Here is a 22,977-nt window from a genome sequence, read left to right as displayed (position 1 = left end):
AAGATGCCTGAATTAGCTTTATATAATATTGATGGACAAAAGTCAGGAAATCTTGACTTAAGAGATGAAGTTTTTAGTGTAGAAGTAAATGAACATGTACTTCATGAAGCGGTTGTTGCTCAATTAGCAGCTAAGCGTGTTGGAAGTGCTAAGACTAAGACAAGAGGAGAAGTTGCTGGTGGTGGACGTAAGCCATGGAGGCAAAAAGGAACAGGTCGTGCTCGACACGGAAGTATCCGTTCTCCACTTTGGGTAGGTGGTGGAACTACTTTTGGACCACAACCACGTAAATATAATAAGAAACTTCCTAAGAAAGTTAAAAAATTAGCTGTAAAATCAGCCTTAACTCTTAAGGTTGAAGAAGGTAACTTAGTTGTTGTTGACAACTTTAATTTTACAGCACCAAAAACTAAAGAGATGGTATCTGTATTAAAGAGCTTTGATGCAGTAGATTCTAAAGTTTTAATTGTACTTTCTGAAAAGAATGATAATGTTTATAAATCAGCTCGTAATCTTCCGGGAGTAAGGGTTGTAACACCTACTAAGGTAACTGTATATGATGTTTTAAATAGTAATAAAGTAATTATGACTAAAGATGCAGTTGCTAAAGTTGAGGAGGTGCTAGCATAATGAAGGATCCTCGGGATATTATTATTGCGCCTCATATTTCTGAAAGAAGTATGATGGATATGGAAGAAAATTGGTATACTTTTAAAGTTGCTATCAAAGCTAACAAGCCTGAAATTAAAAAAGCTATTGAAAAAATCTTTGATGTTAATGTTGAAAAAGTAACTACTAATCGTATGCCAGGTAAGAAGAGAAGAATGGGATATACTCAAGGTAAGACATCTAATTGGAAGAAAGCTAGAGTTAAACTAGCTGAAGGAGATAGCATCGAAATATTTGAAGGTGTATAATTTTTATAAGAAAAGGAGGGAGTAAAGATGGCGATTAAGAAATTTAAGCCAACCACACCGTCAAGAAGATATATGACTGTGGAGGATTTTACTGATATTACAACTGATAAGCCAGAAAAGTCTTTACTTAAGCCACTGAAAAAAAGTGGTGGACGTAATGCAAATGGTCGCATCACTGTCCGTCATCGTGGTGGGGGCCATAAGAGAATGTACAGAATTATTGACTTTAAAAGAGATAAAGATGGAGTTCCAGCTAAGGTAGCTACAATTGAGTATGATCCAAATAGATCTGCTCGTATTGCGTTGTTACATTATGCAGATGGAGAGAAGAGATATATCATTGCTCCAAAAGGAATTAGTGTAGGGGATGAAATTCTTTCAGGTCCTGAAGCAGATATCAAGCCAGGAAATGCATTAGCTTTAAAAGATATTCCAGTAGGTACTATAGTGCATAATATCGAGCTTAAGCCAGGAAAAGGTGCACAAATGGTACGCTCTGCAGGTGCTAGTGCTCAACTTATGGCTAAAGAGGGTAAATATGCAAATATTCAACTACCTTCTGGAGAAATGAGATTAGTTAATGTGAAATGTAAAGCTACAGTTGGTCAAGTAGGTAATGAATTACATGAAAACATTACTATCGGTAAAGCTGGAAGAAAGAGATGGATGGGTATTAGACCTACAGTTCGTGGTACTGTAATGAACCCTCATGATCATCCTCATGGTGGTGGTGAAGGTAAGAATAAAACATCTGGTAGACATCCAGTTACTCCTTGGGGTCAACCTACTATCGGTAAGAAGACTCGTAAGAAGAAGGCTTCTGATAAGATGATTGTTCGTAGTCGTCATGCGAAGAAGCGTAGAAGAAAATAATTAATGAGAGGGGGACATTAGATTGGGTCGTTCAATAAAAAAAGGACCATTTGTAGATGAAAAGCTATTAGCCAAGGTTGAAGAGATGAACAAGTCTGGAAATAAAAAAGTTATTAAAACTTGGTCAAGAAGTTCAACTATTTTTCCACAAATGTTAGGGCATACTATTGCTGTTCATGATGGGAAAAAGCATGTTCCTGTATACATTACTGAAGATATGGTTGGTCATAAATTAGGTGAGTTTGCACCTACTAGAACATTCAGAGGACATGGAGATCACACTGAAAGATCTACATCACTTAAATAGAGTTTAGAGAGTAAAGGGGGGTTAAACCATGGAAGCTAAAGCCGTTGCTAAACGTATTCGGATTTCCCCAAGAAAAGCAAGGTTAGTTATTGACTTAGTAAGGGGTAAAGAAATTGGCGAAGCATTTGGTGTTTTAAAGAATACACCTAATAAAGCAGCAGGTATTATTGAAAAATTATTAATTTCAGCTGTAGCTAATGCCGAAAATAATCATGGTATGATTGCTGATGAATTATATATTTCTGAAGCATATGTAGATGAAGGTCCAACAATGAAGAGATATAAACCAAGAGCAATGGGGCAGGCAAGTCCTATTAATAAAAGAACAAGCCATCTTACAATAAAAGTGGCAGAAAAAAAGGAGGGATAATGAATGGGTCAAAAAATTCATCCACACGGTCTTAGAGTTGGTGTAGTAAAAGATTGGGATGCTAAGTGGTATGCTAATAAAGAGGATTATTCTGATTTATTACATGAAGATTTAGAGGTAAGAGACCATGTGAAGGGCAAAATGTATGATGCAGGTATTTCTAGAATCGTAATTGAAAGAGCTGCAAATAGAATTAAAGTTAATATTCATACTGCTCGTCCAGGAATGGTAATTGGAAAAGGTGGTTCTGAAGTAAATGATTTAAGAGCCGAATTAGAAGCTATGACTAATAAACAAGTTCAAGTTAATGTTGTTGAAGTTAAAAATCCTGATCAAGATGCGCAATTGGTTGCTGAGAATATTGCTGAGCAAATTGAGAATCGTGTATCTTTTAGAAGAGCTATGAAGCAATCTATAGGTAGAGCAATGCGCCAAAGAGGTGTTGAGGGAATTAAAGTTTTATGTTCAGGTCGTTTAGGTGGAGCTGATATGGCTCGTACTGAAGGTTATAGTGAAGGTAGTGTACCTTTACACACTTTACGTGCTGATATAGACTATGGATTTTCAGAAGCCGATACAACTTATGGTAAAATTGGAATAAAAGTTTGGATCTACAAAGGTGAAATCTTACCGGAAATTAATGAAGACTAATAAGAAAGGGGGCCAATGACATGTTAATTCCAAAGCGTGTTAAACATAGAAAACAACATCGTGGACGGATGAAAGGTAAAGCTCAGCGTGGTAATAAAGTTTCTTTTGGTGATTACGGTTTACAAGCTCTAGAGCCTGCATGGATTAACAATCGTCAAATCGAGGCAGCCAGAGTTGCAATTACTCGTAAAATTAAACGTGGTGGTAAGGTTTGGATAAATATCTTCCCTGACAAACCTGTAACTGCTAAACCAGCTGAAACAAGAATGGGTAGTGGTAAAGGAGCTCCAGAACAATGGGTTGCTGTTGTGAAGCCAGGACGTATAATGTTTGAACTTGCTGGTGTTAATGAAGAGCTTGCTAGAGATGCTATGAGATTAGCAGCACATAAACTGCCTATCAAAACGAAATTTGTAAAACGGGAAGAAATGGATGGTGACAGCAATGAAAGCTAATGAGTTAAGAAATTTAACTAATGCAGAATTAGAGCAAAAGTTAGATGAATTAAAAGAAGAATTATTTAACTTGCGTTTTCAAAATGCTACAGTGCAATTAGATAACCCTGCACGTATAAAAGAGGTTAAAAAATCAATTGCTCGTGTTAAGACTATTTTAAATGAACGTGAACTTGGAATTAACCAAGGTTAATTGAGAGGAGGGTTAATATGGCTCGACGCAATGCACCGCAAGAAAAGATCGGATTAGTTGTTAGTGATAAAATGGAAAAGACTGTTGTTGTTGCAGTGGAAAGAAAGACTCAACATCCATTATATAAGCGTGTAATCACTAGAACTTCTAAGTTCAAAGCTCATGATGAAAAGAATGAGTGTCGAGTAGGGGACAAAGTTAGAATTGTAGAAACTCGTCCTTTAAGTAAGACTAAGAACTGGGTAGTAGAAGAGATTGTTCAAAGAGCTGAATAGTTTTTAATTGAAAGGAGGGTTTTGAAGTGATTCAACAGGAATCTAGATTAAAAGTAGCAGATAACTCAGGAGCTAGAGAACTACTTTGTATTAAAGTTTTAGGTGGTTCTAAAAAGCGTTATGCTTCTATTGGTGACGTAATTGTTGCTACAGTTAAAGAAGCTATCCCTGATGGTATGGTAAAGAAGGGTGACGTTGTTAAAGCAGTTATTGTACGGACAAAGAATCAAGTTAGAAGAAAAGACGGTTCATATATCAGTTTTGATGAAAATGCTGCTGTAATTCTTAGTAAAAATAATGAACCACGAGGAACACGTATCTTTGGACCAATTGCTCGTGAATTAAGAGAAAAGAATTTCACAAGAATTATTTCTTTAGCGCCTGAAGTGCTTTAATTAAAGTTTTAGACAAGAAAGGAGGCAATTGGGATGTCTAAGTTACATGTGAAGAAAGGCGACAAAGTTAAGATTATCGCTGGAAAAGACAGAGGTCAAGAGGGAGAAATCCTAAAAGCTTTTCCAAAAGAAAGTCGTGTTATCGTTAAAGGTGTTAATGTTATTAAAAAACATGTAAGACCAACTCAAGAAAATCCACAAGGTGGTATTCTTGAAAAGGAAGCTCCAATTCATAGTTCTAATGTAATGTTACTTTGCGGAAAATGTGGAGCACCTTCTCGTACAGGTAAAAAAGTCTTAGATAACGGTGAAAAATTACGTTATTGTAAAAAATGTGGAGAAGATATCGATTAATTGTTGATAGAAAGGAGGTAAAACTATGTCATTTTTAAAAGAAAAATATATTAAAGAGATAGCTCCTGCTATGGTAGAAAAGTTTAATTACGGTAATATTATGGAAGTTCCTAAATTAGATAAAGTTGTTCTTAATATGGGACTTGGCGAAGCTGCAGAGAATGCTAAGGTGCTTGACCAAGCTGTTGAGGTTTTCCAAGCTATCACTGGGCAAAATCCTGTAATTACTAGAGCTAAAAAATCAGTTGCTAACTTTAAGATTAGAGAAGGTATGCCAGTTGGTTGTAAGGTTACTCTTCGTGGAGAACAAATGTATGAGTTCTTATATAAATTAATTAATGTAGCTCTACCACGTGTTCGTGACTTTAGAGGTATTTCTGGTAAATCTTTTGATGGAAGAGGTAATTATTCTTTAGGTTTAACTAACCATACTGTTTTCCCAGAAATTAAGATTGATGATGTTGATAAAATTTTAGGAATGGATATTGTTGTAGTAACTACTGCTGAAACTGATGAAGAAGCTAAAGAGTTATTATCTTTAATGGGTATGCCATTTAAAAAGTAATTAAGGAGGGGACAGAGTGGCTAGAAAGGCTAAAATAATAAAGGCTAATCGGAAGCCTAAGTATTCAACTCGAAAAGAACACAGATGTCGCAAGTGTGGACGACCACATGGTGTTATTAGAAAGTTCGAATTATGCCGTGTATGCTTTAGAGAATTAGCCCACGAAGGTAAATTACCAGGTGTTAAGAAAGCTAGCTGGTAAGAAGTTTTAAAGTTGTTAATTTGAAAGGAGGTATGAAGAGTGAATATAACTGATCCTATTGCTGATATGCTAACAAGAATTAGAAATGCAAACTCTGTTTTAAAATCAGAAGTGGAAATCCCTGCTTCTAACCTTAAAGAAGAGATTGCTCGGGTTTTACAAGAAGAAGGTTTTATTAAAGGATTTAAAAGAATCAATAATGGACCACAGGGTACAATCAAAGTATTCTTAAAATATGGTGCTAACGGTGAAAAGATTATCAGTGGTATTAAGAGAATTAGTAAACCAGGGTTGAGAGTTTATGCTAATAGAGAAGATTTACCTAAGGTTTTAGGTGGATTAGGTATAGCTATTATTTCAACTTCTAATGGTTTAATGACAGATAAATCTGCTCGTAAAGCAGGAATTGGTGGAGAAGTTCTCTGTTATGTATGGTAATAATTGAATAAAAAGGAGGTGTAGATTATGTCTCGAATCGGACATAAACCAGTTGCAATTCCTGAAAAGGTAGAAGTAACTATAGACGGTAATGTAGTAAAAGTTAAAGGTCCTAATGGAGAATTACAGCAAGTAGTTAATCCAAGAATGGATATCAAAATAGAAGATAATGAACTTACAGTAACTAGACCTACAGATTCTAAAGTAGATAAATCTATGCATGGTTTAACTCGTAGTTTAATTGTTAATATGATTGAAGGTGTAACTGAAGGATTTAAAAAAGCTTTAGAATTAAATGGTGTAGGTTATCGTGCACTTAAAAAAGGTAGTAATTTAGAACTACAAGTTGGGTATTCTCACCCTGTAGTGATTGAACCACCAGAGGGTATTGACTTTGAAGTAGAAAAGAACAAAGTTATTGTTAAAGGTATTGACAAGCAATTAGTGGGTCAGGTAGCTGCTAATATTAGAGCAGTTAGACCACCAGAACCTTACAAAGGAAAAGGAATCAAATATGTTGATGAAGTTATCAGACGTAAGGAAGGTAAGACTGGTTAGTAGTTAATATCCGATAAAGGAGGGAAGAGAATGAGCAAGTTAAGTAAAAAAGAAGCTAGGGAAAGAAGACACAAAAGAATCCGTAATAAGGTTCAAGGTACCCCAGATCGCCCTAGATTAAATGTATATAGAAGTAATCAACATATATATGCCCAAGTCATCGATGATTTTGCTGGGGAAACTTTAGTAGCTGCTTCTACTGTTGATAAAGAGATCAGTGAAAAAGTTTCAAATGGTGGAAATAAAGATGCTGCTAAAGTTGTTGGTGAATATATTGCTAAAAGAGCTTTGGATAAAGGAATAAATACAGTTGTATTTGATCGTGGTGGATATGAATATCATGGTCGTGTTAAAGCTTTAGCGGAATCCGCTCGAGAAAACGGATTAGAGTTTTAATCAATTTTTGAGTAAAAGGAGGGAAAAAGATGAGCAAACTTATTGACCCTAGTAAATTAGATTTAGAGGAACGTGTTGTTAATATTAACCGTGTAACTAAAGTAGTTAAGGGTGGACGTAGATTCAGCTTTAGTGCATTAGTAGTAGTTGGTGACGGTAATGGTCATGTAGGTGCTGCAATCGGAAAAGCTAACGAAGTACCAGATGCTATTCACAAAGCTATTGATGCTGCTAAAAAGAGTTTGGTTAAAGTTCCTTTAAAAGATACTACTATTCCTCATGAAATCAATGGTATCTTTGGTGCTGGTAATGTTCTTCTAAAACCTGCTTCTGAAGGTACTGGAGTTATAGCTGGAGGTCCAGTGCGTGCTGTTGTAGAATTAGCAGGGATTAAAGATATCTTAACTAAATCTTTAGGTTCTAATAATCCAATCAATATGGTTAGAGCTACTATTACTGGATTATCTAGTCTTAAAAATGCTGAAGATGTTGCTAAACTAAGAGGTAAAAGCGTAGATGAATTATTAGGATAATATATAATTTCAATTAATTTTTAAGTTGCTAAGGGGGTGAAAAGTGTGAAATTACACGATTTGAAGCCAGCAGAAGGATCTAAAAAGAACCGCAAGAGAGTTGGTAGAGGTATTGGGTCTGGAACTGGAAAGACTTCTGGAAAAGGACATAAAGGTCAAAATGCAAGATCAGGTGGAGGAGTAAGACCTTTCTTCGAAGGTGGTCAGACTCCTTTATATAGAAGATTGCCTAAGAGAGGATTCTCTAATGCTAAGTTTAGAAAAGAGTATGCTATAGTTAACGTAAATGACCTAAATCGTTTTGATGCCGATACAGATGTTACTGTAGAGGTATTAAAAGATGCTGGTTTAATTAATAAGGTTAAAGATGGTGTTAAGATTTTAGGTGATGGAAGCTTAGAGAAGTCTTTAACTGTTAAAGCCCACAAATTTACTAAGTCCGCAGTTGAGAAGATTGAAGCTGCAGGAGGAAAGGTAGAGGTGATATAACAAGATGCTATCAGCTCTAAGTAATGCGCTAGAAGTTAAAGAGTTGAGAAAAAAGATTTTCTTTGTTTTAGCTATGATTGCTGTATACCGTGTTGGAGCTCATATTCCAGTCCCTGGCATTAATCCTGAAGCATTAGAGAAATTATTTGCAGGTGCTGGTGTTTTAGGTTTTTTAGATATGTTTGCTGGAGGGGCTTTAAAGAATTTTACTATTTTTGCTATGAGTATCAGTCCCTACATAACTGCATCAATCATTATGCAGTTATTGACTGTTGCTATTCCTAGACTAGAGGAACTTGTTAAACAAGGTCCTGAAGGAAAAACATTAATTACTCGTTATACAAGATATGCTACTGTACTTTTAGGTATTATCCAAGGTACAGGTATTACTTTGATGATAAGAAATTATGGAGCAATTAAAAATCCTTCTTTCTTTAATTTAACTACAATTGTAATAACATTAACTGCAGGAACTGTCTTTTTAATGTGGTTAGGTGAACAGATTACAGAAAAAGGAATTGGAAATGGTATATCATTAATCATTTTTGCTTCAATTGTTTCACGTTTTCCAACAGGTGTTATTCAGACAATTAAAGGACTGAGAGCAGAAACTATTAATATCTTTAATCTCCTACTTTTCTTAGTAATTTCAGTAGTTGTGATTGCATTAGTTATTTATATTCAAGAAGGACAAAGAAAGATTCCAGTACGTTATTCCAAAAGAGTAGTGGGACGTAAGGTCTATGGGGGACAGTCAACTCATATTCCATTAAAGGTAAATCAAGCTGGAGTAATTCCAGTAATCTTTGCTTCTTCTGTTCTTTTATTCCCAGCTACTATTGCTCAATTTATTCAACAAAGCTGGGCTCAAGCTATAGCTAATGCCTTAAGTCCAGGATCTATTTTGTATATGATTTTATTTTCATTGTTGATTATCTTCTTTACTTATTTTTATACTGCTATTCAATTTAACCCAATTGAAATAGCAGATAATATGAAAAAACATGGTGGATTTATTCCAGGTCGTCGTCCAGGTAGACCAACAGCGGAATATTTAGATAAAATCTTAACTAGAATAACTTTGGCTGGTGCAATATTCTTAGCTCTAATTGCTATCTTACCTAATTTTGTTATGGAGTTTACCGGAATTCAGATGAACTTTGGAGGAACAGCTTTATTAATCGTAGTAGGTGTTGCTTTACAAACTATGCAACAAATTGAAACTTATTTATTATCTAGACATTATGAAGGGTTTATGAAGTGATTCAAGGAGTGATATCAATGAATTTAGTATTAGTTGGTCCTCCAGGGGCAGGTAAAGGGACTCAAGCAGCTCGCTTAGAGGAAGCTTATGAGATTCCTCATATCTCTACTGGGGATATGTTTCGTAAAGCAATTAAAGAGGAAACAGAATTAGGAAAGAAAACAAAGGAATATATGGATCAAGGTAAGTTAGTGCCAGATGAGGTGACTATTGGGATAGTTAGAGAAAGATTATCTCAAAAAGATTGTCAGCAAGGATTTATTTTAGATGGTTTTCCTAGAACTGTGAATCAAGCTGATGCATTAAATTCAATCTTAGCTGATATGAATACTTCTTTAGATGCTGTTATAAACATTAAAGTAAGTGATGCGGAAGTTATTGATAGATTATCTGGTAGAAGAATCTGTAAATCATGTGGTGCTAGTTATCATGTTAAATTTAATCCACCAAAAGTTGCAGGTGTTTGTAATGAGTGTGAAGGAGAGTTATATCAACGTGAAGATGACAATCCAAATACCATTCAGCAGAGATTAGATGTCTACTCTGAGCAAACTTCTCCTTTAATTAATTATTACCGAGAAAGTAATTTATTAAAAACAATTAATGGAGAAGATAGTTTGGATAATGTATTTTTTGAAATTAAAGACTTATTAGATAATATTAAATAACGTAGATTTAACAGAGGTTAATATTTGAAAGCTATTTACATATAGCTGGCTAGAAATTTATATTGTTTTTCGTCAACTGTCAAGAATACATGATATATGGGGTGAATTGATATGCCCCTAGTTGACGAATTTTATATGAATAAATTAAACTTCTTGTTTTAAATTATTACGTTTTTTAGATTATTAATAGATAAGATATGGGGTTTAATTAAATTTCTCTATTAAAGTTTTTAAGTTTTTGGTTTTCAGCTTATAGTGAGGACCATTATACTAATGATGGTTGAACTGTCTGTATTAGGATATTAACAGGAAACTATCACTCCTTTTTAAGGTTCAATTTTTAGGTCCTCATTCATATTAAACTCAACTTTAATTGAATAAAATATGATTTTTGTGATATAATGTTATACTGAGATGATAAAGTGGAATAATGTGTAAATTTGTAAGGGGGTTAAAGATAATCAATGGCAAAAGAAGAGGCTATTGAAGTTGAAGGTACTGTAATTGAACCATTACCGAATGCAAAGTTTCGTGTAGAGTTGGAAAATGGTCACAAAGTATTGGCTCACGTTTCTGGAAAGATGAGAATGAATTTTATTCGAATCTTACCAGGAGATAAGGTGACTGTTGAGTTATCACCTTATGATTTAAGTCGGGGTCGAATTACTTATCGTCATAAATCTTAATTAGAGTAAGATAGAAGGAGGGTTAATATGAAAGTTCGACCATCAGTAAAACCTATTTGCGATAAATGCAAAGTAATTCGTCGTAAAGGGAGAGTTTATGTTATTTGTGAAAATCCTAAGCATAAACAGCGTCAAGGTTAATTTTTAATACTTTAAATTGGGAGGTGTAAATAATATGGCACGGATTGAAGGTGTTGATTTACCTAGAAATAAGAGAATCGAAATTGGTTTGACTTATATTTATGGAATCGGACGATCAACTGCTCAAGAAATTATTAAAAAAACTGGAATTAATCCTGATACAAGAGTACGTGATTTAACTGAAGGTGAAGTAGCTGAATTACGTAAAGTTATCGATGAGGATTATCTTGTAGAAGGTGAATTAAGACGTGAAGTAAGAGGAAATATTAAAAGACTAAGAGATATTGGTTCTTATAGGGGTCTAAGACATAGAAGAGGTCTTCCAGTTCGCGGACAAAATACTAAAAATAATGCTAGAACTAGAAAAGGTCCTAAGAGAACTGTAGGAGCAAAAAGAAAGAAATAGTTAAGAAGATAAAATAGATAAATAAGGAGGGATACCATGGCACGTAGAGTAAAGAAGAAAAAGAAAAAGAAGAATATTAGAGTTCAAAAGGGTCAAGCTCATATTCGTTCTACTTTTAATAATACAATTGTAACTTTAACTGATGCTAAAGGAAATACAATTGCTTGGTCAAGTGCAGGTAATTTAGGTTTTGCTGGTTCTCGTAAGAGTACTCCTTATGCTGCTCAAATGGCTGCTGATAATGCAGCAAAGGAAGCAATGGAGTATGGTTTAAAAGAAGTTGAAGTTTTTGTTAATGGCCCTGGTGCAGGAAGAGAAGCAGCTATTCGCTCATTACAAGCAGCTGGATTAGAAGTAACTCTAATTAAAGATGTAACTCCTATTCCACATAATGGCTGTCGTCCACCAAAGCGTCGTAGAGTGTAATTTGATATAGAAATTGATATAAAAACTAGGATAATGATATAAACTTGGAGGTGTAAAGATATATGGCAAGATATACTGGACCTGTTTGTCGTTTATGTCGACAACAAGGGGAAAAGTTATTCTTGAAAGGTGAAAGATGTTATTCAGATAAGTGTGCTATTGAACGCCGTTCTTATGGTCCTGGAGATCAAGGAAGAGGTCGTCGTAGTAAATTGTCTGATTTTGGTTTGCAGTTAAAGGAAAAGCAGAAAGTTAGAAGAAGTTATGGTATTTTAGAAAATCAATTTAAGCGTTATTTTGAAACTGCTGAGAAGAAACCAGGAATTACTGGTGAAAACTTCTTACAGTTATTAGAAAGTAGATTAGATAATGTTGTTTATAGATTAGGATTTGCTACTTCTAGAAATGAAGCAAGACAAATCGTAAGACATGGACATATTAGTGTTAATGGTAGTAGAGTTGATATTCCTTCTTACTTAGTAGAAGAAAATGATGTAATAGCTATAAGAGAAAATAGTAAAGGTTTAAAGAGAATTAAAGAAATTTGTGAATTAAATGCTGATAAAGCTACACCTTCTTGGGTAACAGTAGATATGGAAAAGAAAGAAGGAAAAGTACTAACAGCACCTGTTCGCGAGGAAATAGATCTTCCAATTAATGAGCAGTTAATTGTAGAGTTCTACTCTAGATAATAGCGGTTTAATTGTGGTTCTTTTGAACCACTTTGCTACTTTTGCAATTAATCAAGTTATCACCCTCAATTAGAGTTGTTGAAATCTTTTCTTAATTAAAGGGAGGGTTAAGTTAATGATTGAGATTGAAAAGCCAACTATTGAACGTATTGAATCAACAGATACCTACGGAAAGTTTGTAATTACCCCTTTAGAAAGGGGTTATGGGGTTACTCTAGGAAATTCATTAAGAAGAATAATGTTATCATCTTTACCAGGTGCTGCAATAACTTCAATTAAGATTGAAGGTGTACGCCATGAATTTTCTACTGTCCCTGGAGTTGTAGAAGACGTAGCTGATCTTATTTTGAATTTAAAAGATGTAGTTATTAAAATGAATGAAGAAGAACCTCAGACTTTAAGAATTGAAGCAAGTGGTGAAGGAGAAGTTACGGCTGGTGATTTTACTGTTAGTGGTGACGTAGAAATACTTAATCCTGACCATCATATTGCTACTTTAGCCGATGAAGGTGAATTCATTTTAGAAGCTGTAGTAGAAAATGGACGTGGGTATGTATCAGCTGAGGATAATAAAGATGAGGAACATGTAATTGGTGTATTACCTATTGATTCAGATTTCTCTCCTATTCGTAGAGTTAACTTTAAAGTTGAAGATACACGTGTAGGAAAAAGAAGTGATTTGGATAAGTTAACTTTAGAAGTTACTACTAATGGTAGTATTGATCCAGAAGAATCTATTAGTTTATCTGCTAAAGTGTTAGCAGAGCATTTAGATTTATTTATTAATCTTAGTGAAGAGATTAATAATGTGGATATTATGGTGGAAAAAGAAGAAGAAGAAAAAGATAAACTTATGGAGACGACAATCGAAGAGTTAGATTTATCTGTTCGTTCTTCTAATTGCTTAAAGAGAGCTGGAATCAACACCGTAGAAGAGTTAGCAAACACTTCTGAAGAAGACCTAATGAAGGTTAGAAATTTAGGTAAGAAATCTTTATTAGAAATCAAAGCTAAAATTGCTGAATTAGGTTTGGGTTTAGGAAAGCCTGAATTATAATAATTATAAATTGAAAAATAAGGAGGGATAGTTGTGGCTCAGCGGAAATTAGGTCGTAAAAGCGCACCAAGAAAAGCTTTATTTATTGGTTTAGCTAATGCTCTATTTAAGAACGAAAGAATCGAAACAACAGAAGCTAAAGCTAAGGAAGTAAGAAGAATTGCTGAGAAATTAATCACTAAAGCTAAAAAAGGTACTCAACATGATCGTAGACAAGTAATGAGTACTCTTCAAGATAAAGATACAGTACAAGTATTATTTGATGAGATTGCTCCAAGATTCGCTGAACGTCAAGGTGGATATACTAGAATTCTTAAAGTAGGTCCAAGACGTGGTGACTCTGCACCAATGGCTATCTTAGAGTTGGTAGAATAATTTAACATTAAAATAGATAATCTAGATTATCTATTTACTGCTCTATTAAGTATAGCAAATTGTTTATTATTAAAAAAATATAATCAATTAAACAGCCATAGCTACTTTATGATACTGGACGTGATTTTTTTGTCCGTAAGATTCGGATTTTATTATTCGTCCGGTATAAATGGCTGTTTTTTTATATCAGGTTGGTGAAAAAATGGGATTAATTAAGATTCAAGACCTTCATTATAAATATAATAATAGTGAAGAATGGGTACTTAATGGAATTGATTTAGATATTAAAGATGGAGAGTTTCTAGTAATTGTAGGCCATAATGGTTCTGGTAAATCTACTTTAGCCAAAATGCTAAATGGACTATTGGTACCTAATAAAGGAATTGTAAATGTTAATGGTGATAAAACTTCAGATAGGGATAAAATCTGGGATATTAGACAACAGGTTGGAATGGTCTTTCAAAATCCTGATAATCAGCTTGTTGCTAATATTGTAGAAGAAGATGTTGCTTTTGGTCCAGAAAATTTAGGATTAGAGCCTAGTCAAATTAGAGAACGGGTTGATGAATCTTTAAAAGCAGTTGCTATGGAAGAATTCAAAAGGTATGCTCCTCATAATTTATCTGGTGGTCAGAAACAGCGTGTGGCTATTGCTGGTGTTTTAGCTATGCAGCCTAAATGTTTGGTTTTAGATGAACCTACTGCAATGTTAGATCCAGTAGGTAGACAGAGTGTAATGGATGCTATACAGAAGCTAAATAAAGGTTTAGGAATAACTGTAGTTCATATTACCCATTTTATGACTGAGGCTATTCAGGCTGATAGAATTATTGTAATGGAAGAGGGAAGAATAGTTTTAGAAGGCACCCCCCAAGAGATATTTAGCCAAGTAGATAGGATTAAAGAGTACCATTTAGATGTACCCCAAGTTACAGAGTTAGCATTTAAGCTTCACCAACAAGGCTTAAATATAAGACCTGATATTTTTGATATAGATAGGTTGGTGAGTGAGTTATGTTACTTGAAGTAAGGAATTTAAGCCATAATTATGATGTTGAGTTGAGTCCTGATAATTATACTTTAAAGAATATTAATTTTAAAGTCGATAAAGGTGAATTTATTGGTTTAATAGGTCATACTGGTTCTGGAAAGTCAACTTTAGTTCAGACTTTAAATGGATTGATTAGACCCACTGAAGGTAAGGTTTTGATTAATAATCAAGATATAACAAAAACTAAGAATCTAAGAGATATTAGAAAAAAGGTAGGACTAGTCTTTCAGTATCCAGAACATCAATTATTTGAAGAGACAATCTTTGCTGATGTTGCTTTTGGACCTAAGAATTTAGGTCTAAAGGATAATGAGATTGAAGAAAGAGTAAAGAAGGCTTTAAAATTAGTTAATTTAGACTTTGAGGAGTTTAAAGATAGATCACCCTTTAGATTATCTGGTGGGCAACAAAGAAGGGTTGCTATTGCTGGAGTATTGGCAATGGAACCAGAAATATTAATATTAGATGAGCCAACTGCGGGATTAGATCCTAAGGCAAGAAAAGAACTGATTAAAGAGATAGTTGATTTAAAAGATAAATTTGGATTAACTATTATATTGATTTCTCATAGAATGGAAGAGGTTGCTCAATTGGCTGATAGGGTATTAGTATTAGAGAAGGGTGAATTAGTATTAGAAGGTACTCCTAGTTATGTATTTGATCATGATGAGTTATTACAAAGCATTGGTTTAGGTATTCCCCAGGTAACAAAGATAATAAAAGATTTAAAAAAGAAGTTAGGTAATTCAGAGATTACTACAAATATCTTTACTGTTGAAGAGGCAAAAGAAGAAATTCTAAAGTTGATGAGAGGGTAAAAAATGTTAAATGATATTATGATAGGTCAATATATTGAAAGAGATTCTTTAATTCATAAGCTTGACCCACGAGTTAAAATATTGGTTATTATGTTCTTTATTATTTCTATATTTTTAATAGAGTCTTTTTCTGGTTATAGTGTTTTGGCTCTGTTTATTTTGTTAACGGTATTCTTATCTAAAATTAATTTGAAATATATTCTAAGGAGTATTAAACCTTTACTCTTTATTATTATCTTTACTTTAGTTATTCATCTCTTTATGACTAAAGGTGGTAGAGTTTTATGGCAGTGGAGGTTTCTATCTATTGAAGAAGAAGGGCTAAGGATGGGATCTTTTATGTCATTACGCTTGATTTTTTTAATTGCATATACCTCTTTATTGACATTAACCACTTCTCCATTAGAGTTAACTGATGGTTTAGAAAGGTTATTAAATCCTTTTAAAAGAATCGGTCTTCCAGCACATGAGTTGGCTATGATGATGACAATTGCCTTAAGGTTTATTCCTACATTATTAGAAGAGGCTGAAAAGATAATGAAGGCACAGAAAGCTAGAGGGGCTGATTTTGAAGGAGGTAATCTAATTCAGAAAGCTAAGAACTTGATTCCTTTGCTTGTCCCCTTATTTGTAAATGCTTTTCGTAGAGCTGATGAGTTGGCACTTGCTATGGAAGCTAGATGTTATCGAGGTGGAGAAAATCGTACTAGAATGAATGTATTAGCCTTTGCAAGGAAAGATTATATAGTAACAGTTATAAGTATAATTTACTTAAGTTTAGTAGGTATATTCTTATAGTAGGTGAGTATGATGAGAAACTTAAAGTGCACTGTTTCCTATGATGGGAGTAATTATCATGGCTTTCAACGCCAAGCGAATGCTTTAGCTGTCCAAGAAGTAATTGAAAGGGCAATAGAGAGTTTGGTTAAAAAGGAGATCAAGATTATAGGTGCTAGTAGAACTGATTCTGGAGTCCATGCCAAAGGTCAGGTCTTTAACTTCAAAGTAGAAAGTTCTATTCCAACAGTTAAATTTCCTATAGCTTTAAATACTAGACTGCCTGATGATGTTGTAATATTAGATGCTTGTGAAGTTGCTGATGACTTCCATGCTCGTTATCATACTTCTGATAAGATATATGAGTATCAGATATATAATGCTGAATTTCCTTCACCTTTTTATCGTAATTATGCTTATCATATTTATAATCAATTAGACTTAGATTTAATGAAGGAAGGAGCAGAGTATTTAGTTGGAGAGCATGATTTTTCATCGTTCCGTTCTTCAGGTTGTAATGCTAAAAATCCAATTCGTAGGATTTTTAATATAGATATAGATAGAGAAGATAACCTAATAAAGTTGAGTATTCATGGCAATGGTTTTTTATATAATATGGTTAGAATTATTGTTGGTACATTAGTTAAGGTTGCTTTGGGAAGGATAAAACCTGAAGCTGTTCAAGAGATACTATTAGCTAAGGATAGAAGCAAGGCTGGACCTACTGCACCAGCACAAGGGCTAATCTTAAAGAAGATTAATTATTAAATCTCTTAGTTAGCTTGGCAGAAATAAATATTAAAAAGTCTTGACACTTTTTGCTGGTTATAATAAAATAATATACGTGATTGTGTTTGTCACTCATGCTGGCAGCCCCGGTCAGTGTAAGTTCATAATATAAATATAAGTTACAAGGAGGGAAGAAAATGAGCACATATATGGCTAAACCACAAGACATTAATCGTGAGTGGTATGTAGTAGATATGGAAGGTAGAACATTAGGACGTGTAGCCACTGAGATAGCTAAGATTTTACAAGGTAAAAATAAGCCTATGTATACTCCACATATCGATACTGGAGATTATGTAATTGTAGTAAATGCTGATAAAGTTCATTTGACTGGAAAGAAGTTAGAGCAAAAAATGTATCACAAACATTCTAGATATCCTGGAGGATTAAAATCAACTCCTTATGGTGAGTTATTAGCTAAAGAGCCTGAAAAGGTTATCGAGCTTGCTGTAAAAAGAATGTTACCTAAGAACAAATTAGGTCGTCAAATGTTTAAAAAATTAAAGGTTTATGCTGGTGCTGACCATCCACACCAAGCTCAAGAACCTAAAGAATTAGAATTATAATACGGAAGGAGGAGATTTAAGTGGCAGCAGAAGTTGAATACTTAGGTACTGGACGGAGAAAAAATTCAGTTGCTCGTGTTAGATTATTACCAGGTGACGGTAAAATCATTATTAACAACATGCCTTTATCTGAATACTTTGGTAGAGACGTTTTAGAGCAAGTTGTAAAGCAACCTTTAGAAGCAACTGAAACTTTAGGAGAATTTGACGTAGTTGTTTCAGTTGAAGGTGGAGGAACTTCAGGACAAGCTGGAGCTATCCGCCATGGAATTGCTCGTGCATTATTAGAAACTGAAGGTGACTACAGAGGTACACTTAAGAAAGCTGGTTACTTAACTCGTGACCCAAGAATGAAAGAGCGTAAGAAATATGGGCGTAAGAAGGCTCGTAAGAAGCCACAATTCTCAAAAAGATAATTATATTACATTACATCAATATATCTTACTTACTACCAAGGAAGGGTTTTTTACTCTTCCTTTTTTATTATGTTTATTGAAAATTACAATGGTTACTTTAGGAAAAGTTATTTATATAGGAGTTTGATATTGGAGGTAATTACAGTGCTAAATCCTAGAATTGAGATTAATCTAGCTAAGATAGAAAGCAATACTAAAGAGATAGTTGAATTAGCCAATAACAGGGGGATTGATATCTGGGCAGTTACTAAGGGAGTTGCTGCAGACTTAAAGGTGGCTAAAGCTATGTTATTAGGAGGAGTAATAGGTTTAGCTGATTCTAGAATGAGGAATTTAATTAAGTTGAAAGAATTAAAATGCCCCTTAATGTTGCTTAGGATTCCAATGTTAAGTGAAGTTGATAAGGTTGTAGAAATAGTTGATATTAGTTTAAACTCAGAGCTAGAGGTTGTAAAGAGATTAAATCAAGTAGCTAAAGATAAGGATAAAGTACATAAGATAATTTTGATGGTTGATCTAGGAGATAGACGAGAAGGTATCTTACCAGAAGATCTTTTTGAGATTGCTAAAGAGATTAAGGATTTATCCAATATTGAGATAATAGGTTTAGGAACTAATCTAGCCTGCTTTAGAGGAATATTACCTAATGAAGATAATATGACTCAATTGATGGATTTAGTTAATAATATAAGGGAAGAATTAGAGATAGAACTGCCTATTATTTCAGCAGGAAATAGTAGTTCATTACCATTACTATTGGATTTAAAGCATACCTCTGTTACCAATCAGCTGAGGGTAGGAGAGACTATTTTGTTAGGTAGGGAAGTACCAAGTGGAGAGAAGTTTGAATTGACTAGCTTAGCTACCTTCAAATTAATAGCAGAGCTAATAGAGTTAAAAGATAAGCCGACTGCTTCTAAAGGAGAACAAGGGAATGATGCCTTTGGTCAAAAACAGAAGATTGTAGATAAAGGGATTAGAAAGAGGGGGATTTTAGGGATTGGTAGACAAGATATCATTCCTGAAGGATTATTTCCAGTTAGTAAAAAGATGACTATTGAAGGAGCTAGTAGTGATCATTTGATTGTTGATTTAACAGATGTAGAGGATATTAAGTTGGGAGATGAGATAGAGTTTAGATTAAGCTATGGTGCTTTGTTGGGTGCTATGACATCTCCTTATGTTAATAAAGAATATTATTATACAGAGGAGGAGTAACTTTGAAAGTAAAGATAGTGGGTGTTCCTTCATACTTTGGTGCTAATTGTCGTGGTGTAGATATGGGACCAAGTGCAATACGTTATGCTGGCTTAATTAAGATGATAAGAAATATGGGTATAGAAGTTGAAGATGCTGGAGATGTTAATATACCAAATGTAGAATCCAAAGGTTTAAAGGCTGAAGGTATTAATTATTTAAATGAGATTGTTGAAATTTGCGAAGATTTAAGTAATAAAGTAGAGGTACTAATTAATGATAATATCCTGCCTATTATCTTGGGTGGTGACCATAGTATTAGTATTGGTAGTATTGGAGGTTTAGCTAAGGTTAAAAAGAATATAGGGATTATTTGGATAGATGCTCATGGTGATTTTAATACTCATGAAACTACTTGTACAGGAAATATTCATGGAATGTCTCTAGCAACCTTAGTAGGAAGAGGTTTGGACAAGTTAGTTCAAATTGGAGGTATTATACCTAAAGTAAAAGAAGAGAATGTAGTATTGATTGGAGTAAGAGATTTAGATAAAAATGAAAGAGACTTATTACAGAAATCAAAAGTAACGGTTTTTACTATGGATGATATTGATAGAATGGGTATAGTTGAAGTTATGCAAAAAGCAATAAAGATTAGTAGTAAAGATACCAAAGGAGTCCATTTAAGTTTTGACATGGATGTGTTAGACCCTTTAGAGGCTCCAGGGGTAGGGACACCAGTTAAAGGTGGTATTAATTATCGTGAAGCCCATTTAGCTTTAGAGATGATAGCAGAGGCTAAGATTTTAACCTCTATAGATTTAGTTGAGGTTAATCCTATCCTAGATCAATATAATCATACTGCTGAATTAGCAGTAGATTTGATTACTTCAGCACTTGGCAAGAGAATATTATAGCCAGTGTACAATTTACAGTTAAAAGATTAAAGAGATATTTGTATTTTACTGTACTCTGTACACTGTCAACTATAAACTAATAAAAAAGGAGTGATTATCTATGACAGGAGTTGTTTTTTCTGCTTTAGCACCTCATCCACCGATATTAATTCCTGAAATTGGTGGAGATGAAGTTAAGGAGATTGCTAAGACTCAAGTTAGTATCAGAAAGTTAGCTCAAGAGGTTAAAGAGGTTAATCCTGATATAATAGTTACTATCAGTCCCCATGGACCAATATTTTCTGATGCTATTAGTATTTTAAGTGCAGAGATTTTATCAGGTGATTTTAGGAACTTTGGGCGTAAAGATGTAGAGCTAAGTTATAAGTTAGCTGAGAATTTTACTAGCGAGTTAACAATGGCAGCTAATAAGAATAAAATTACTACAGCAAGGATCGATGAAGCTACAGCAAGAAAGTTAGAAGTCAAGATGAAATTAGACCATGGCGTTCTAGTACCAATGTATTATTTAAATGAGGTAGGAGTAAATAAACCTATAGTTCCAGTTACTATTGGAATGTTATCTTATGAAGAGTTATATACCTTTGGAAAGATAATTCAATTAGTAGCAGAGAGGTTAGAATATAAAGTAGCTGTGATAGCTAGTGGAGACTTATCTCACCGCTTAACAGAGACTGCACCAGCAGGTTATGATCCTAAAGCTAGAGATTTTGATAAAAGATTAGTCCATTATCTAAATACTTTAGAGGTTGAGAGTATCTTTGATATGGATAATCAGTTGATTCAACGAGCAGGAGAATGTGGACTAAGACCATTGACTATGATGTTGGGAGCAATGGATCGCTTAAATGTAGAAGGTGGAGTCTTATCCTATGAAGGTCCCTTTGGCGTAGGATATGCAGTAGCGACTTATCATGTTAAAGGGAAGAAAGAAGAGGTAGGGTTACTAGATAAATTGTATGAACGAAAGAAGAAGAGATTATCAGAGATTCGAAGTAATGAAAGTGAAGTTGTTAAGTTGGCTAGAAAGTCTGTAGAAGAGTATATTAAGAATAGGGAAGTTATAGAACCACCTGCTAAGCTTGACCCTAAATTGGCTGGAAGGGCTGGAGTATTTGTTTCAATTAAGAAGAATGGAAATTTACGAGGATGTATCGGTACTACTCAACCTACTAAAGCTAATTTAGCCTATGAGATTATTAACAATGCTCTTGGAGCTGCCTTTGAAGACCCAAGATTTGAGCCAGTGAATCTTAATGAGATAGATGAGTTAACCTATTCTGTAGATGTTTTAGGAGAAGCAAAGAGTATAGAAAGTATTGAGGAGTTAGATCCTAAGAAATATGGGGTTATTGTTAGACGGGGTGAAAGGGCTGGATTGTTATTACCAGATTTAGAAGGAGTAGATACTGCTAAAAAGCAAGTAGAGATAGCTAAAAGAAAAGCTGGTATTCCAATAGAGGAGAAGGATATAGAGTTGATGAGGTTTACAGTTACTAGATATAAGTAATTTTATTAATAATTTTGAGCTTGAGAAAAATATTATAATTTAAATCTTGTAAGTCACCTAATCTTAAACTTTATGGAGAGTGAAGCAATGAAAGAAGCACTTTATTATACTTATGAAGAAGATAAGATTAAATGTCATCTCTGCCCTCATTATTGTCTATTAGCTGAAGGACAGAATGGTCGCTGTCAGGTCAGAAAAGTTGAAGATAACAGATTAATTACTATTACTTATAATCAAGTCAGTGCAGTAGCTTTAGACCCAATTGAAAAGAAGCCCTTATTTCACTTTTATCCTGGTAGTCAGATTCTCTCTTTAGGGACTGTAGGTTGTAATCTAAAGTGTAAATTCTGCCAGAATCATAACATTGTTCATGATACTGAAAGTAGAACAGAGACTATTACTCCTAAAGAAGCTGTTCACTTAGCTTTAGATTATAATTCAATTGGGATTGCTTATACCTATTCTGAACCTCTAGTCTGGTATGAATATATCTTAGAAACAGCTCAACTTGCCTATCAGAAAGGGCTAAAGAATGTATTAGTAACTAATGGGATGATTAACCCTGAGCCATTAAAGGAGTTACTTCCATATATTGATGCTGTTAATTTAGATGTTAAAGCATTTACTGAAGACTTTTATCGAGAAATCTGTAAAGGTAGTTTGAATCCTGTTAAGAGAACAGCAGAGTTAGTTTATCAAGATATATTATTAGAGATTACTACCTTATTAATTCCAGGACTAAATGATAGTGAAGAGGAAATTAAAGAGCTAGTAGATTGGATTGCTACTTTGGATATTAGTATTCCTCTTCATTTTTCTCGATACTTTCCTCAATATCAATTAGATATACCTCCAACTTCTATAGATTCTTTAATTAGAGCTAAAGAAATAGCAGATAAAAAGTTGGATTATGTTTATTTGGGTAATGTTGAGGGTCAAGAATATCGAAATACCTATTGTCCAAAATGTAATAAAGAAGTTATTTCTAGAAACTATAATAGTGTGCAGATTAATCTCGATGGTAAAAGTTGTTCTAACTGTGGACAGGAGATTAAAGTAATTTTGTAGAAGTTAATAGATTAATTAATATGATTTCTTATGTTAATAGAGAAATTGACACAACAAAGAGTTATTATAATACTTCTTTAGACTTTTTGCTTACTTTTGGGGCAATGCCAAAAGCAAGGCGCCCTTAGGCGCAACCTAAGATTTTAAGACTTTTTAAAATGAAAGTGTCGCCCCTCCATTAA

General features: G+C 34.0%; 37 protein-coding genes. All 37 read left to right on the top strand.

Annotated features, from left to right (window positions below):
* Positions 1 to 3 precede the first annotated feature (3 nt).
* A complete protein-coding gene (gene rplD, locus U472_RS04605; protein ID WP_068715982.1) occupies positions 4 to 630 on the top strand; it encodes a 50S ribosomal protein L4 in 627 nt (208 codons plus the stop codon).
* Entirely contained in the window at positions 630 to 917 is a 288-nt protein-coding gene (rplW, locus tag U472_RS04600) for a 50S ribosomal protein L23 (protein ID WP_068715980.1), read from the top strand. Before rplD ends, rplW begins: the two co-directional genes overlap by 1 nt.
* Positions 918 to 944: 27 nt before the next feature.
* Complete coding sequence (rplB, locus tag U472_RS04595) at positions 945 to 1,790, top strand: 50S ribosomal protein L2 (protein ID WP_068715978.1); 846 nt, start codon at positions 945 to 947, stop codon at positions 1,788 to 1,790.
* Positions 1,791 to 1,812: 22 nt separating this feature from the next.
* Positions 1,813 to 2,097: a 30S ribosomal protein S19 gene (gene rpsS, locus U472_RS04590; protein WP_068715976.1), complete on the top strand. Its 285-nt coding sequence runs from the start codon at positions 1,813 to 1,815 to the stop codon at positions 2,095 to 2,097.
* Between the two features lie 28 nt (positions 2,098 to 2,125).
* Positions 2,126 to 2,467, top strand: coding sequence for a 50S ribosomal protein L22 (rplV, locus tag U472_RS04585; RefSeq protein ID WP_068715974.1), 342 nt, complete (start codon positions 2,126 to 2,128; stop codon positions 2,465 to 2,467).
* Positions 2,468 to 2,470: 3 nt separating this feature from the next.
* On the top strand, positions 2,471 to 3,118 hold the full coding sequence (gene rpsC / locus U472_RS04580) for a 30S ribosomal protein S3 (RefSeq protein WP_068715971.1): 648 nt from the start codon (positions 2,471 to 2,473) through the stop codon (positions 3,116 to 3,118).
* 20 nt (positions 3,119 to 3,138) lie between these two features.
* Positions 3,139 to 3,573 carry a 50S ribosomal protein L16 gene (rplP, locus tag U472_RS04575; RefSeq protein ID WP_068715969.1) on the top strand — a complete coding sequence of 145 codons (435 nt, stop codon included), beginning with the start codon at positions 3,139 to 3,141 and terminating at the stop codon, positions 3,571 to 3,573.
* Positions 3,563 to 3,766 carry a 50S ribosomal protein L29 gene (rpmC, locus tag U472_RS04570; protein WP_068715967.1) on the top strand — a complete coding sequence of 68 codons (204 nt, stop codon included), beginning with the start codon at positions 3,563 to 3,565 and terminating at the stop codon, positions 3,764 to 3,766. The genes rplP and rpmC overlap by 11 nt, the downstream gene beginning before the upstream one ends.
* Positions 3,767 to 3,783: 17 nt before the next feature.
* Positions 3,784 to 4,041, top strand: a complete 258-nt coding sequence (gene rpsQ, locus U472_RS04565; protein WP_068715965.1) for a 30S ribosomal protein S17 — start codon at positions 3,784 to 3,786, stop codon at positions 4,039 to 4,041.
* Between the two features lie 26 nt (positions 4,042 to 4,067).
* Entirely contained in the window at positions 4,068 to 4,436 is a 369-nt protein-coding gene (rplN, locus tag U472_RS04560; RefSeq protein WP_068715963.1) for a 50S ribosomal protein L14, read from the top strand.
* 33 nt (positions 4,437 to 4,469) lie between these two features.
* Positions 4,470 to 4,790, top strand: coding sequence for a 50S ribosomal protein L24 (rplX, locus tag U472_RS04555; protein ID WP_068715961.1), 321 nt, complete (start codon positions 4,470 to 4,472; stop codon positions 4,788 to 4,790).
* Positions 4,791 to 4,815: 25 nt separating this feature from the next.
* Complete coding sequence (gene rplE, locus U472_RS04550) at positions 4,816 to 5,355, top strand: 50S ribosomal protein L5 (RefSeq protein WP_068715959.1); 540 nt, start codon at positions 4,816 to 4,818, stop codon at positions 5,353 to 5,355.
* Positions 5,356 to 5,371: 16 nt separating this feature from the next.
* Complete coding sequence (locus U472_RS04545; RefSeq protein WP_068715958.1) at positions 5,372 to 5,557, top strand: type Z 30S ribosomal protein S14; 186 nt, start codon at positions 5,372 to 5,374, stop codon at positions 5,555 to 5,557.
* A 39-nt stretch (positions 5,558 to 5,596) separates the two neighbouring features.
* Positions 5,597 to 5,995 (top strand): 30S ribosomal protein S8, encoded by a 399-nt coding sequence (rpsH, locus tag U472_RS04540; RefSeq protein WP_068715955.1) that lies wholly within the window; start codon positions 5,597 to 5,599, stop codon positions 5,993 to 5,995.
* 27 nt (positions 5,996 to 6,022) lie between these two features.
* A complete protein-coding gene (gene rplF, locus U472_RS04535; RefSeq protein ID WP_068715953.1) occupies positions 6,023 to 6,553 on the top strand; it encodes a 50S ribosomal protein L6 in 531 nt (176 codons plus the stop codon).
* Positions 6,554 to 6,583: 30 nt separating this feature from the next.
* Positions 6,584 to 6,949: a 50S ribosomal protein L18 gene (rplR, locus tag U472_RS04530; RefSeq protein ID WP_068715951.1), complete on the top strand. Its 366-nt coding sequence runs from the start codon at positions 6,584 to 6,586 to the stop codon at positions 6,947 to 6,949.
* 29 nt (positions 6,950 to 6,978) lie between these two features.
* Positions 6,979 to 7,482: a 30S ribosomal protein S5 gene (gene rpsE / locus U472_RS04525; protein WP_068715950.1), complete on the top strand. Its 504-nt coding sequence runs from the start codon at positions 6,979 to 6,981 to the stop codon at positions 7,480 to 7,482.
* A 45-nt stretch (positions 7,483 to 7,527) separates the two neighbouring features.
* Positions 7,528 to 7,971, top strand: a complete 444-nt coding sequence (gene rplO / locus U472_RS04520; RefSeq protein WP_068715948.1) for a 50S ribosomal protein L15 — start codon at positions 7,528 to 7,530, stop codon at positions 7,969 to 7,971.
* A 4-nt stretch (positions 7,972 to 7,975) separates the two neighbouring features.
* The gene (secY, locus tag U472_RS04515; protein WP_068715946.1) at positions 7,976 to 9,235 is read left to right on the top strand and encodes a preprotein translocase subunit SecY; all 1,260 of its coding nucleotides are present in this window, start codon (positions 7,976 to 7,978) and stop codon (positions 9,233 to 9,235) included.
* 17 nt (positions 9,236 to 9,252) lie between these two features.
* Positions 9,253 to 9,903, top strand: coding sequence for an adenylate kinase (locus tag U472_RS04510; protein ID WP_068715944.1), 651 nt, complete (start codon positions 9,253 to 9,255; stop codon positions 9,901 to 9,903).
* Between the two features lie 464 nt (positions 9,904 to 10,367).
* Positions 10,368 to 10,589 (top strand): translation initiation factor IF-1, encoded by a 222-nt coding sequence (gene infA, locus U472_RS04505; protein ID WP_018249335.1) that lies wholly within the window; start codon positions 10,368 to 10,370, stop codon positions 10,587 to 10,589.
* 27 nt (positions 10,590 to 10,616) lie between these two features.
* Positions 10,617 to 10,730 (top strand): 50S ribosomal protein L36, encoded by a 114-nt coding sequence (gene rpmJ / locus U472_RS04500; protein ID WP_027339519.1) that lies wholly within the window; start codon positions 10,617 to 10,619, stop codon positions 10,728 to 10,730.
* A gap of 34 nt (positions 10,731 to 10,764) precedes the next feature.
* Positions 10,765 to 11,136: a 30S ribosomal protein S13 gene (gene rpsM, locus U472_RS04495; RefSeq protein WP_068715942.1), complete on the top strand. Its 372-nt coding sequence runs from the start codon at positions 10,765 to 10,767 to the stop codon at positions 11,134 to 11,136.
* 36 nt (positions 11,137 to 11,172) lie between these two features.
* Positions 11,173 to 11,562: a 30S ribosomal protein S11 gene (rpsK, locus tag U472_RS04490; RefSeq protein ID WP_068715940.1), complete on the top strand. Its 390-nt coding sequence runs from the start codon at positions 11,173 to 11,175 to the stop codon at positions 11,560 to 11,562.
* A gap of 62 nt (positions 11,563 to 11,624) precedes the next feature.
* A complete protein-coding gene (gene rpsD / locus U472_RS04485; protein WP_068715938.1) occupies positions 11,625 to 12,254 on the top strand; it encodes a 30S ribosomal protein S4 in 630 nt (209 codons plus the stop codon).
* A gap of 115 nt (positions 12,255 to 12,369) precedes the next feature.
* Positions 12,370 to 13,311 carry a DNA-directed RNA polymerase subunit alpha gene (locus U472_RS04480; RefSeq protein WP_068715937.1) on the top strand — a complete coding sequence of 314 codons (942 nt, stop codon included), beginning with the start codon at positions 12,370 to 12,372 and terminating at the stop codon, positions 13,309 to 13,311.
* A 33-nt stretch (positions 13,312 to 13,344) separates the two neighbouring features.
* Positions 13,345 to 13,686 (top strand): 50S ribosomal protein L17, encoded by a 342-nt coding sequence (gene rplQ, locus U472_RS04475; protein ID WP_068715934.1) that lies wholly within the window; start codon positions 13,345 to 13,347, stop codon positions 13,684 to 13,686.
* A 202-nt stretch (positions 13,687 to 13,888) separates the two neighbouring features.
* Positions 13,889 to 14,716, top strand: coding sequence for an energy-coupling factor transporter ATPase (locus tag U472_RS04470; RefSeq protein WP_068715932.1), 828 nt, complete (start codon positions 13,889 to 13,891; stop codon positions 14,714 to 14,716).
* On the top strand, positions 14,701 to 15,555 hold the full coding sequence (locus U472_RS04465) for an energy-coupling factor transporter ATPase (RefSeq protein WP_068715930.1): 855 nt from the start codon (positions 14,701 to 14,703) through the stop codon (positions 15,553 to 15,555). The genes U472_RS04470 and U472_RS04465 overlap by 16 nt, the downstream gene beginning before the upstream one ends.
* Positions 15,556 to 15,558: 3 nt before the next feature.
* The gene (locus tag U472_RS04460) at positions 15,559 to 16,353 is read left to right on the top strand and encodes an energy-coupling factor transporter transmembrane component T family protein (RefSeq protein WP_068715928.1); all 795 of its coding nucleotides are present in this window, start codon (positions 15,559 to 15,561) and stop codon (positions 16,351 to 16,353) included.
* A 12-nt stretch (positions 16,354 to 16,365) separates the two neighbouring features.
* Entirely contained in the window at positions 16,366 to 17,100 is a 735-nt protein-coding gene (gene truA, locus U472_RS04455; protein WP_068715926.1) for a tRNA pseudouridine(38-40) synthase TruA, read from the top strand.
* A gap of 158 nt (positions 17,101 to 17,258) precedes the next feature.
* On the top strand, positions 17,259 to 17,687 hold the full coding sequence (rplM, locus tag U472_RS04450) for a 50S ribosomal protein L13 (protein ID WP_068715924.1): 429 nt from the start codon (positions 17,259 to 17,261) through the stop codon (positions 17,685 to 17,687).
* A 20-nt stretch (positions 17,688 to 17,707) separates the two neighbouring features.
* Positions 17,708 to 18,103 carry a 30S ribosomal protein S9 gene (gene rpsI, locus U472_RS04445; RefSeq protein ID WP_068715922.1) on the top strand — a complete coding sequence of 132 codons (396 nt, stop codon included), beginning with the start codon at positions 17,708 to 17,710 and terminating at the stop codon, positions 18,101 to 18,103.
* 144 nt (positions 18,104 to 18,247) lie between these two features.
* Positions 18,248 to 19,321 carry an alanine/ornithine racemase family PLP-dependent enzyme gene (locus tag U472_RS04440; RefSeq protein WP_245684736.1) on the top strand — a complete coding sequence of 358 codons (1,074 nt, stop codon included), beginning with the start codon at positions 18,248 to 18,250 and terminating at the stop codon, positions 19,319 to 19,321.
* A 2-nt stretch (positions 19,322 to 19,323) separates the two neighbouring features.
* The gene (gene rocF / locus U472_RS04435) at positions 19,324 to 20,217 is read left to right on the top strand and encodes an arginase (RefSeq protein WP_068715920.1); all 894 of its coding nucleotides are present in this window, start codon (positions 19,324 to 19,326) and stop codon (positions 20,215 to 20,217) included.
* Between the two features lie 100 nt (positions 20,218 to 20,317).
* Positions 20,318 to 21,727 (top strand): AmmeMemoRadiSam system protein A, encoded by a 1,410-nt coding sequence (gene amrA, locus U472_RS04430; RefSeq protein WP_068715917.1) that lies wholly within the window; start codon positions 20,318 to 20,320, stop codon positions 21,725 to 21,727.
* Positions 21,728 to 21,814: 87 nt separating this feature from the next.
* Positions 21,815 to 22,795, top strand: a complete 981-nt coding sequence (gene amrS / locus U472_RS04425; protein WP_068715915.1) for an AmmeMemoRadiSam system radical SAM enzyme — start codon at positions 21,815 to 21,817, stop codon at positions 22,793 to 22,795.
* Positions 22,796 to 22,977: the final 182 nt, after the last annotated feature.

Origin of the sequence: Orenia metallireducens, from assembly GCF_001693735.1 — a bacterium.
Classification (GTDB): domain Bacteria; phylum Bacillota; class Halanaerobiia; order Halobacteroidales; family Halobacteroidaceae; genus Orenia; species Orenia metallireducens.
The sequence above is the reverse complement of the archived record's forward strand: the minus strand, read 5'-3'. Positions and strand labels throughout refer to the sequence as shown.

Excerpts from the sequence above, each read along its gene's own strand:
- rplD (WP_068715982.1), top strand. The coding sequence starts at position 4 with ATGCCTGAATTAGCTTTATATAATATTGATGGACAAAAGTCAGGAAAT.
- rplW (WP_068715980.1), top strand. The coding sequence starts at position 630 with ATGAAGGATCCTCGGGATATTATTATTGCGCCTCATATTTCTGAAAGA.
- rplB (WP_068715978.1), top strand. The coding sequence starts at position 945 with ATGGCGATTAAGAAATTTAAGCCAACCACACCGTCAAGAAGATATATG.
- rplV (WP_068715974.1), top strand. The coding sequence starts at position 2,126 with ATGGAAGCTAAAGCCGTTGCTAAACGTATTCGGATTTCCCCAAGAAAA.
- rpsC (WP_068715971.1), top strand. The coding sequence starts at position 2,471 with ATGGGTCAAAAAATTCATCCACACGGTCTTAGAGTTGGTGTAGTAAAA.
- rplP (WP_068715969.1), top strand. The coding sequence starts at position 3,139 with ATGTTAATTCCAAAGCGTGTTAAACATAGAAAACAACATCGTGGACGG.
- rpmC (WP_068715967.1), top strand. The coding sequence starts at position 3,563 with ATGAAAGCTAATGAGTTAAGAAATTTAACTAATGCAGAATTAGAGCAA.
- rpsQ (WP_068715965.1), top strand. The coding sequence starts at position 3,784 with ATGGCTCGACGCAATGCACCGCAAGAAAAGATCGGATTAGTTGTTAGT.
- rplX (WP_068715961.1), top strand. The coding sequence starts at position 4,470 with ATGTCTAAGTTACATGTGAAGAAAGGCGACAAAGTTAAGATTATCGCT.
- rplE (WP_068715959.1), top strand. The coding sequence starts at position 4,816 with ATGTCATTTTTAAAAGAAAAATATATTAAAGAGATAGCTCCTGCTATG.
- rplF (WP_068715953.1), top strand. The coding sequence starts at position 6,023 with ATGTCTCGAATCGGACATAAACCAGTTGCAATTCCTGAAAAGGTAGAA.
- rplR (WP_068715951.1), top strand. The coding sequence starts at position 6,584 with ATGAGCAAGTTAAGTAAAAAAGAAGCTAGGGAAAGAAGACACAAAAGA.
- rpsE (WP_068715950.1), top strand. The coding sequence starts at position 6,979 with ATGAGCAAACTTATTGACCCTAGTAAATTAGATTTAGAGGAACGTGTT.
- secY (WP_068715946.1), top strand. The coding sequence starts at position 7,976 with ATGCTATCAGCTCTAAGTAATGCGCTAGAAGTTAAAGAGTTGAGAAAA.
- U472_RS04510 (WP_068715944.1), top strand. The coding sequence starts at position 9,253 with ATGAATTTAGTATTAGTTGGTCCTCCAGGGGCAGGTAAAGGGACTCAA.
- infA (WP_018249335.1), top strand. The coding sequence starts at position 10,368 with ATGGCAAAAGAAGAGGCTATTGAAGTTGAAGGTACTGTAATTGAACCA.
- rpmJ (WP_027339519.1), top strand. The coding sequence starts at position 10,617 with ATGAAAGTTCGACCATCAGTAAAACCTATTTGCGATAAATGCAAAGTA.
- rpsM (WP_068715942.1), top strand. The coding sequence starts at position 10,765 with ATGGCACGGATTGAAGGTGTTGATTTACCTAGAAATAAGAGAATCGAA.
- rpsK (WP_068715940.1), top strand. The coding sequence starts at position 11,173 with ATGGCACGTAGAGTAAAGAAGAAAAAGAAAAAGAAGAATATTAGAGTT.
- rpsD (WP_068715938.1), top strand. The coding sequence starts at position 11,625 with ATGGCAAGATATACTGGACCTGTTTGTCGTTTATGTCGACAACAAGGG.
- U472_RS04480 (WP_068715937.1), top strand. The coding sequence starts at position 12,370 with ATGATTGAGATTGAAAAGCCAACTATTGAACGTATTGAATCAACAGAT.
- U472_RS04470 (WP_068715932.1), top strand. The coding sequence starts at position 13,889 with ATGGGATTAATTAAGATTCAAGACCTTCATTATAAATATAATAATAGT.
- U472_RS04465 (WP_068715930.1), top strand. The coding sequence starts at position 14,701 with ATGTTACTTGAAGTAAGGAATTTAAGCCATAATTATGATGTTGAGTTG.
- U472_RS04460 (WP_068715928.1), top strand. The coding sequence starts at position 15,559 with ATGTTAAATGATATTATGATAGGTCAATATATTGAAAGAGATTCTTTA.
- truA (WP_068715926.1), top strand. The coding sequence starts at position 16,366 with ATGAGAAACTTAAAGTGCACTGTTTCCTATGATGGGAGTAATTATCAT.
- rplM (WP_068715924.1), top strand. The coding sequence starts at position 17,259 with ATGAGCACATATATGGCTAAACCACAAGACATTAATCGTGAGTGGTAT.
- amrA (WP_068715917.1), top strand. The coding sequence starts at position 20,318 with ATGACAGGAGTTGTTTTTTCTGCTTTAGCACCTCATCCACCGATATTA.
- amrS (WP_068715915.1), top strand. The coding sequence starts at position 21,815 with ATGAAAGAAGCACTTTATTATACTTATGAAGAAGATAAGATTAAATGT.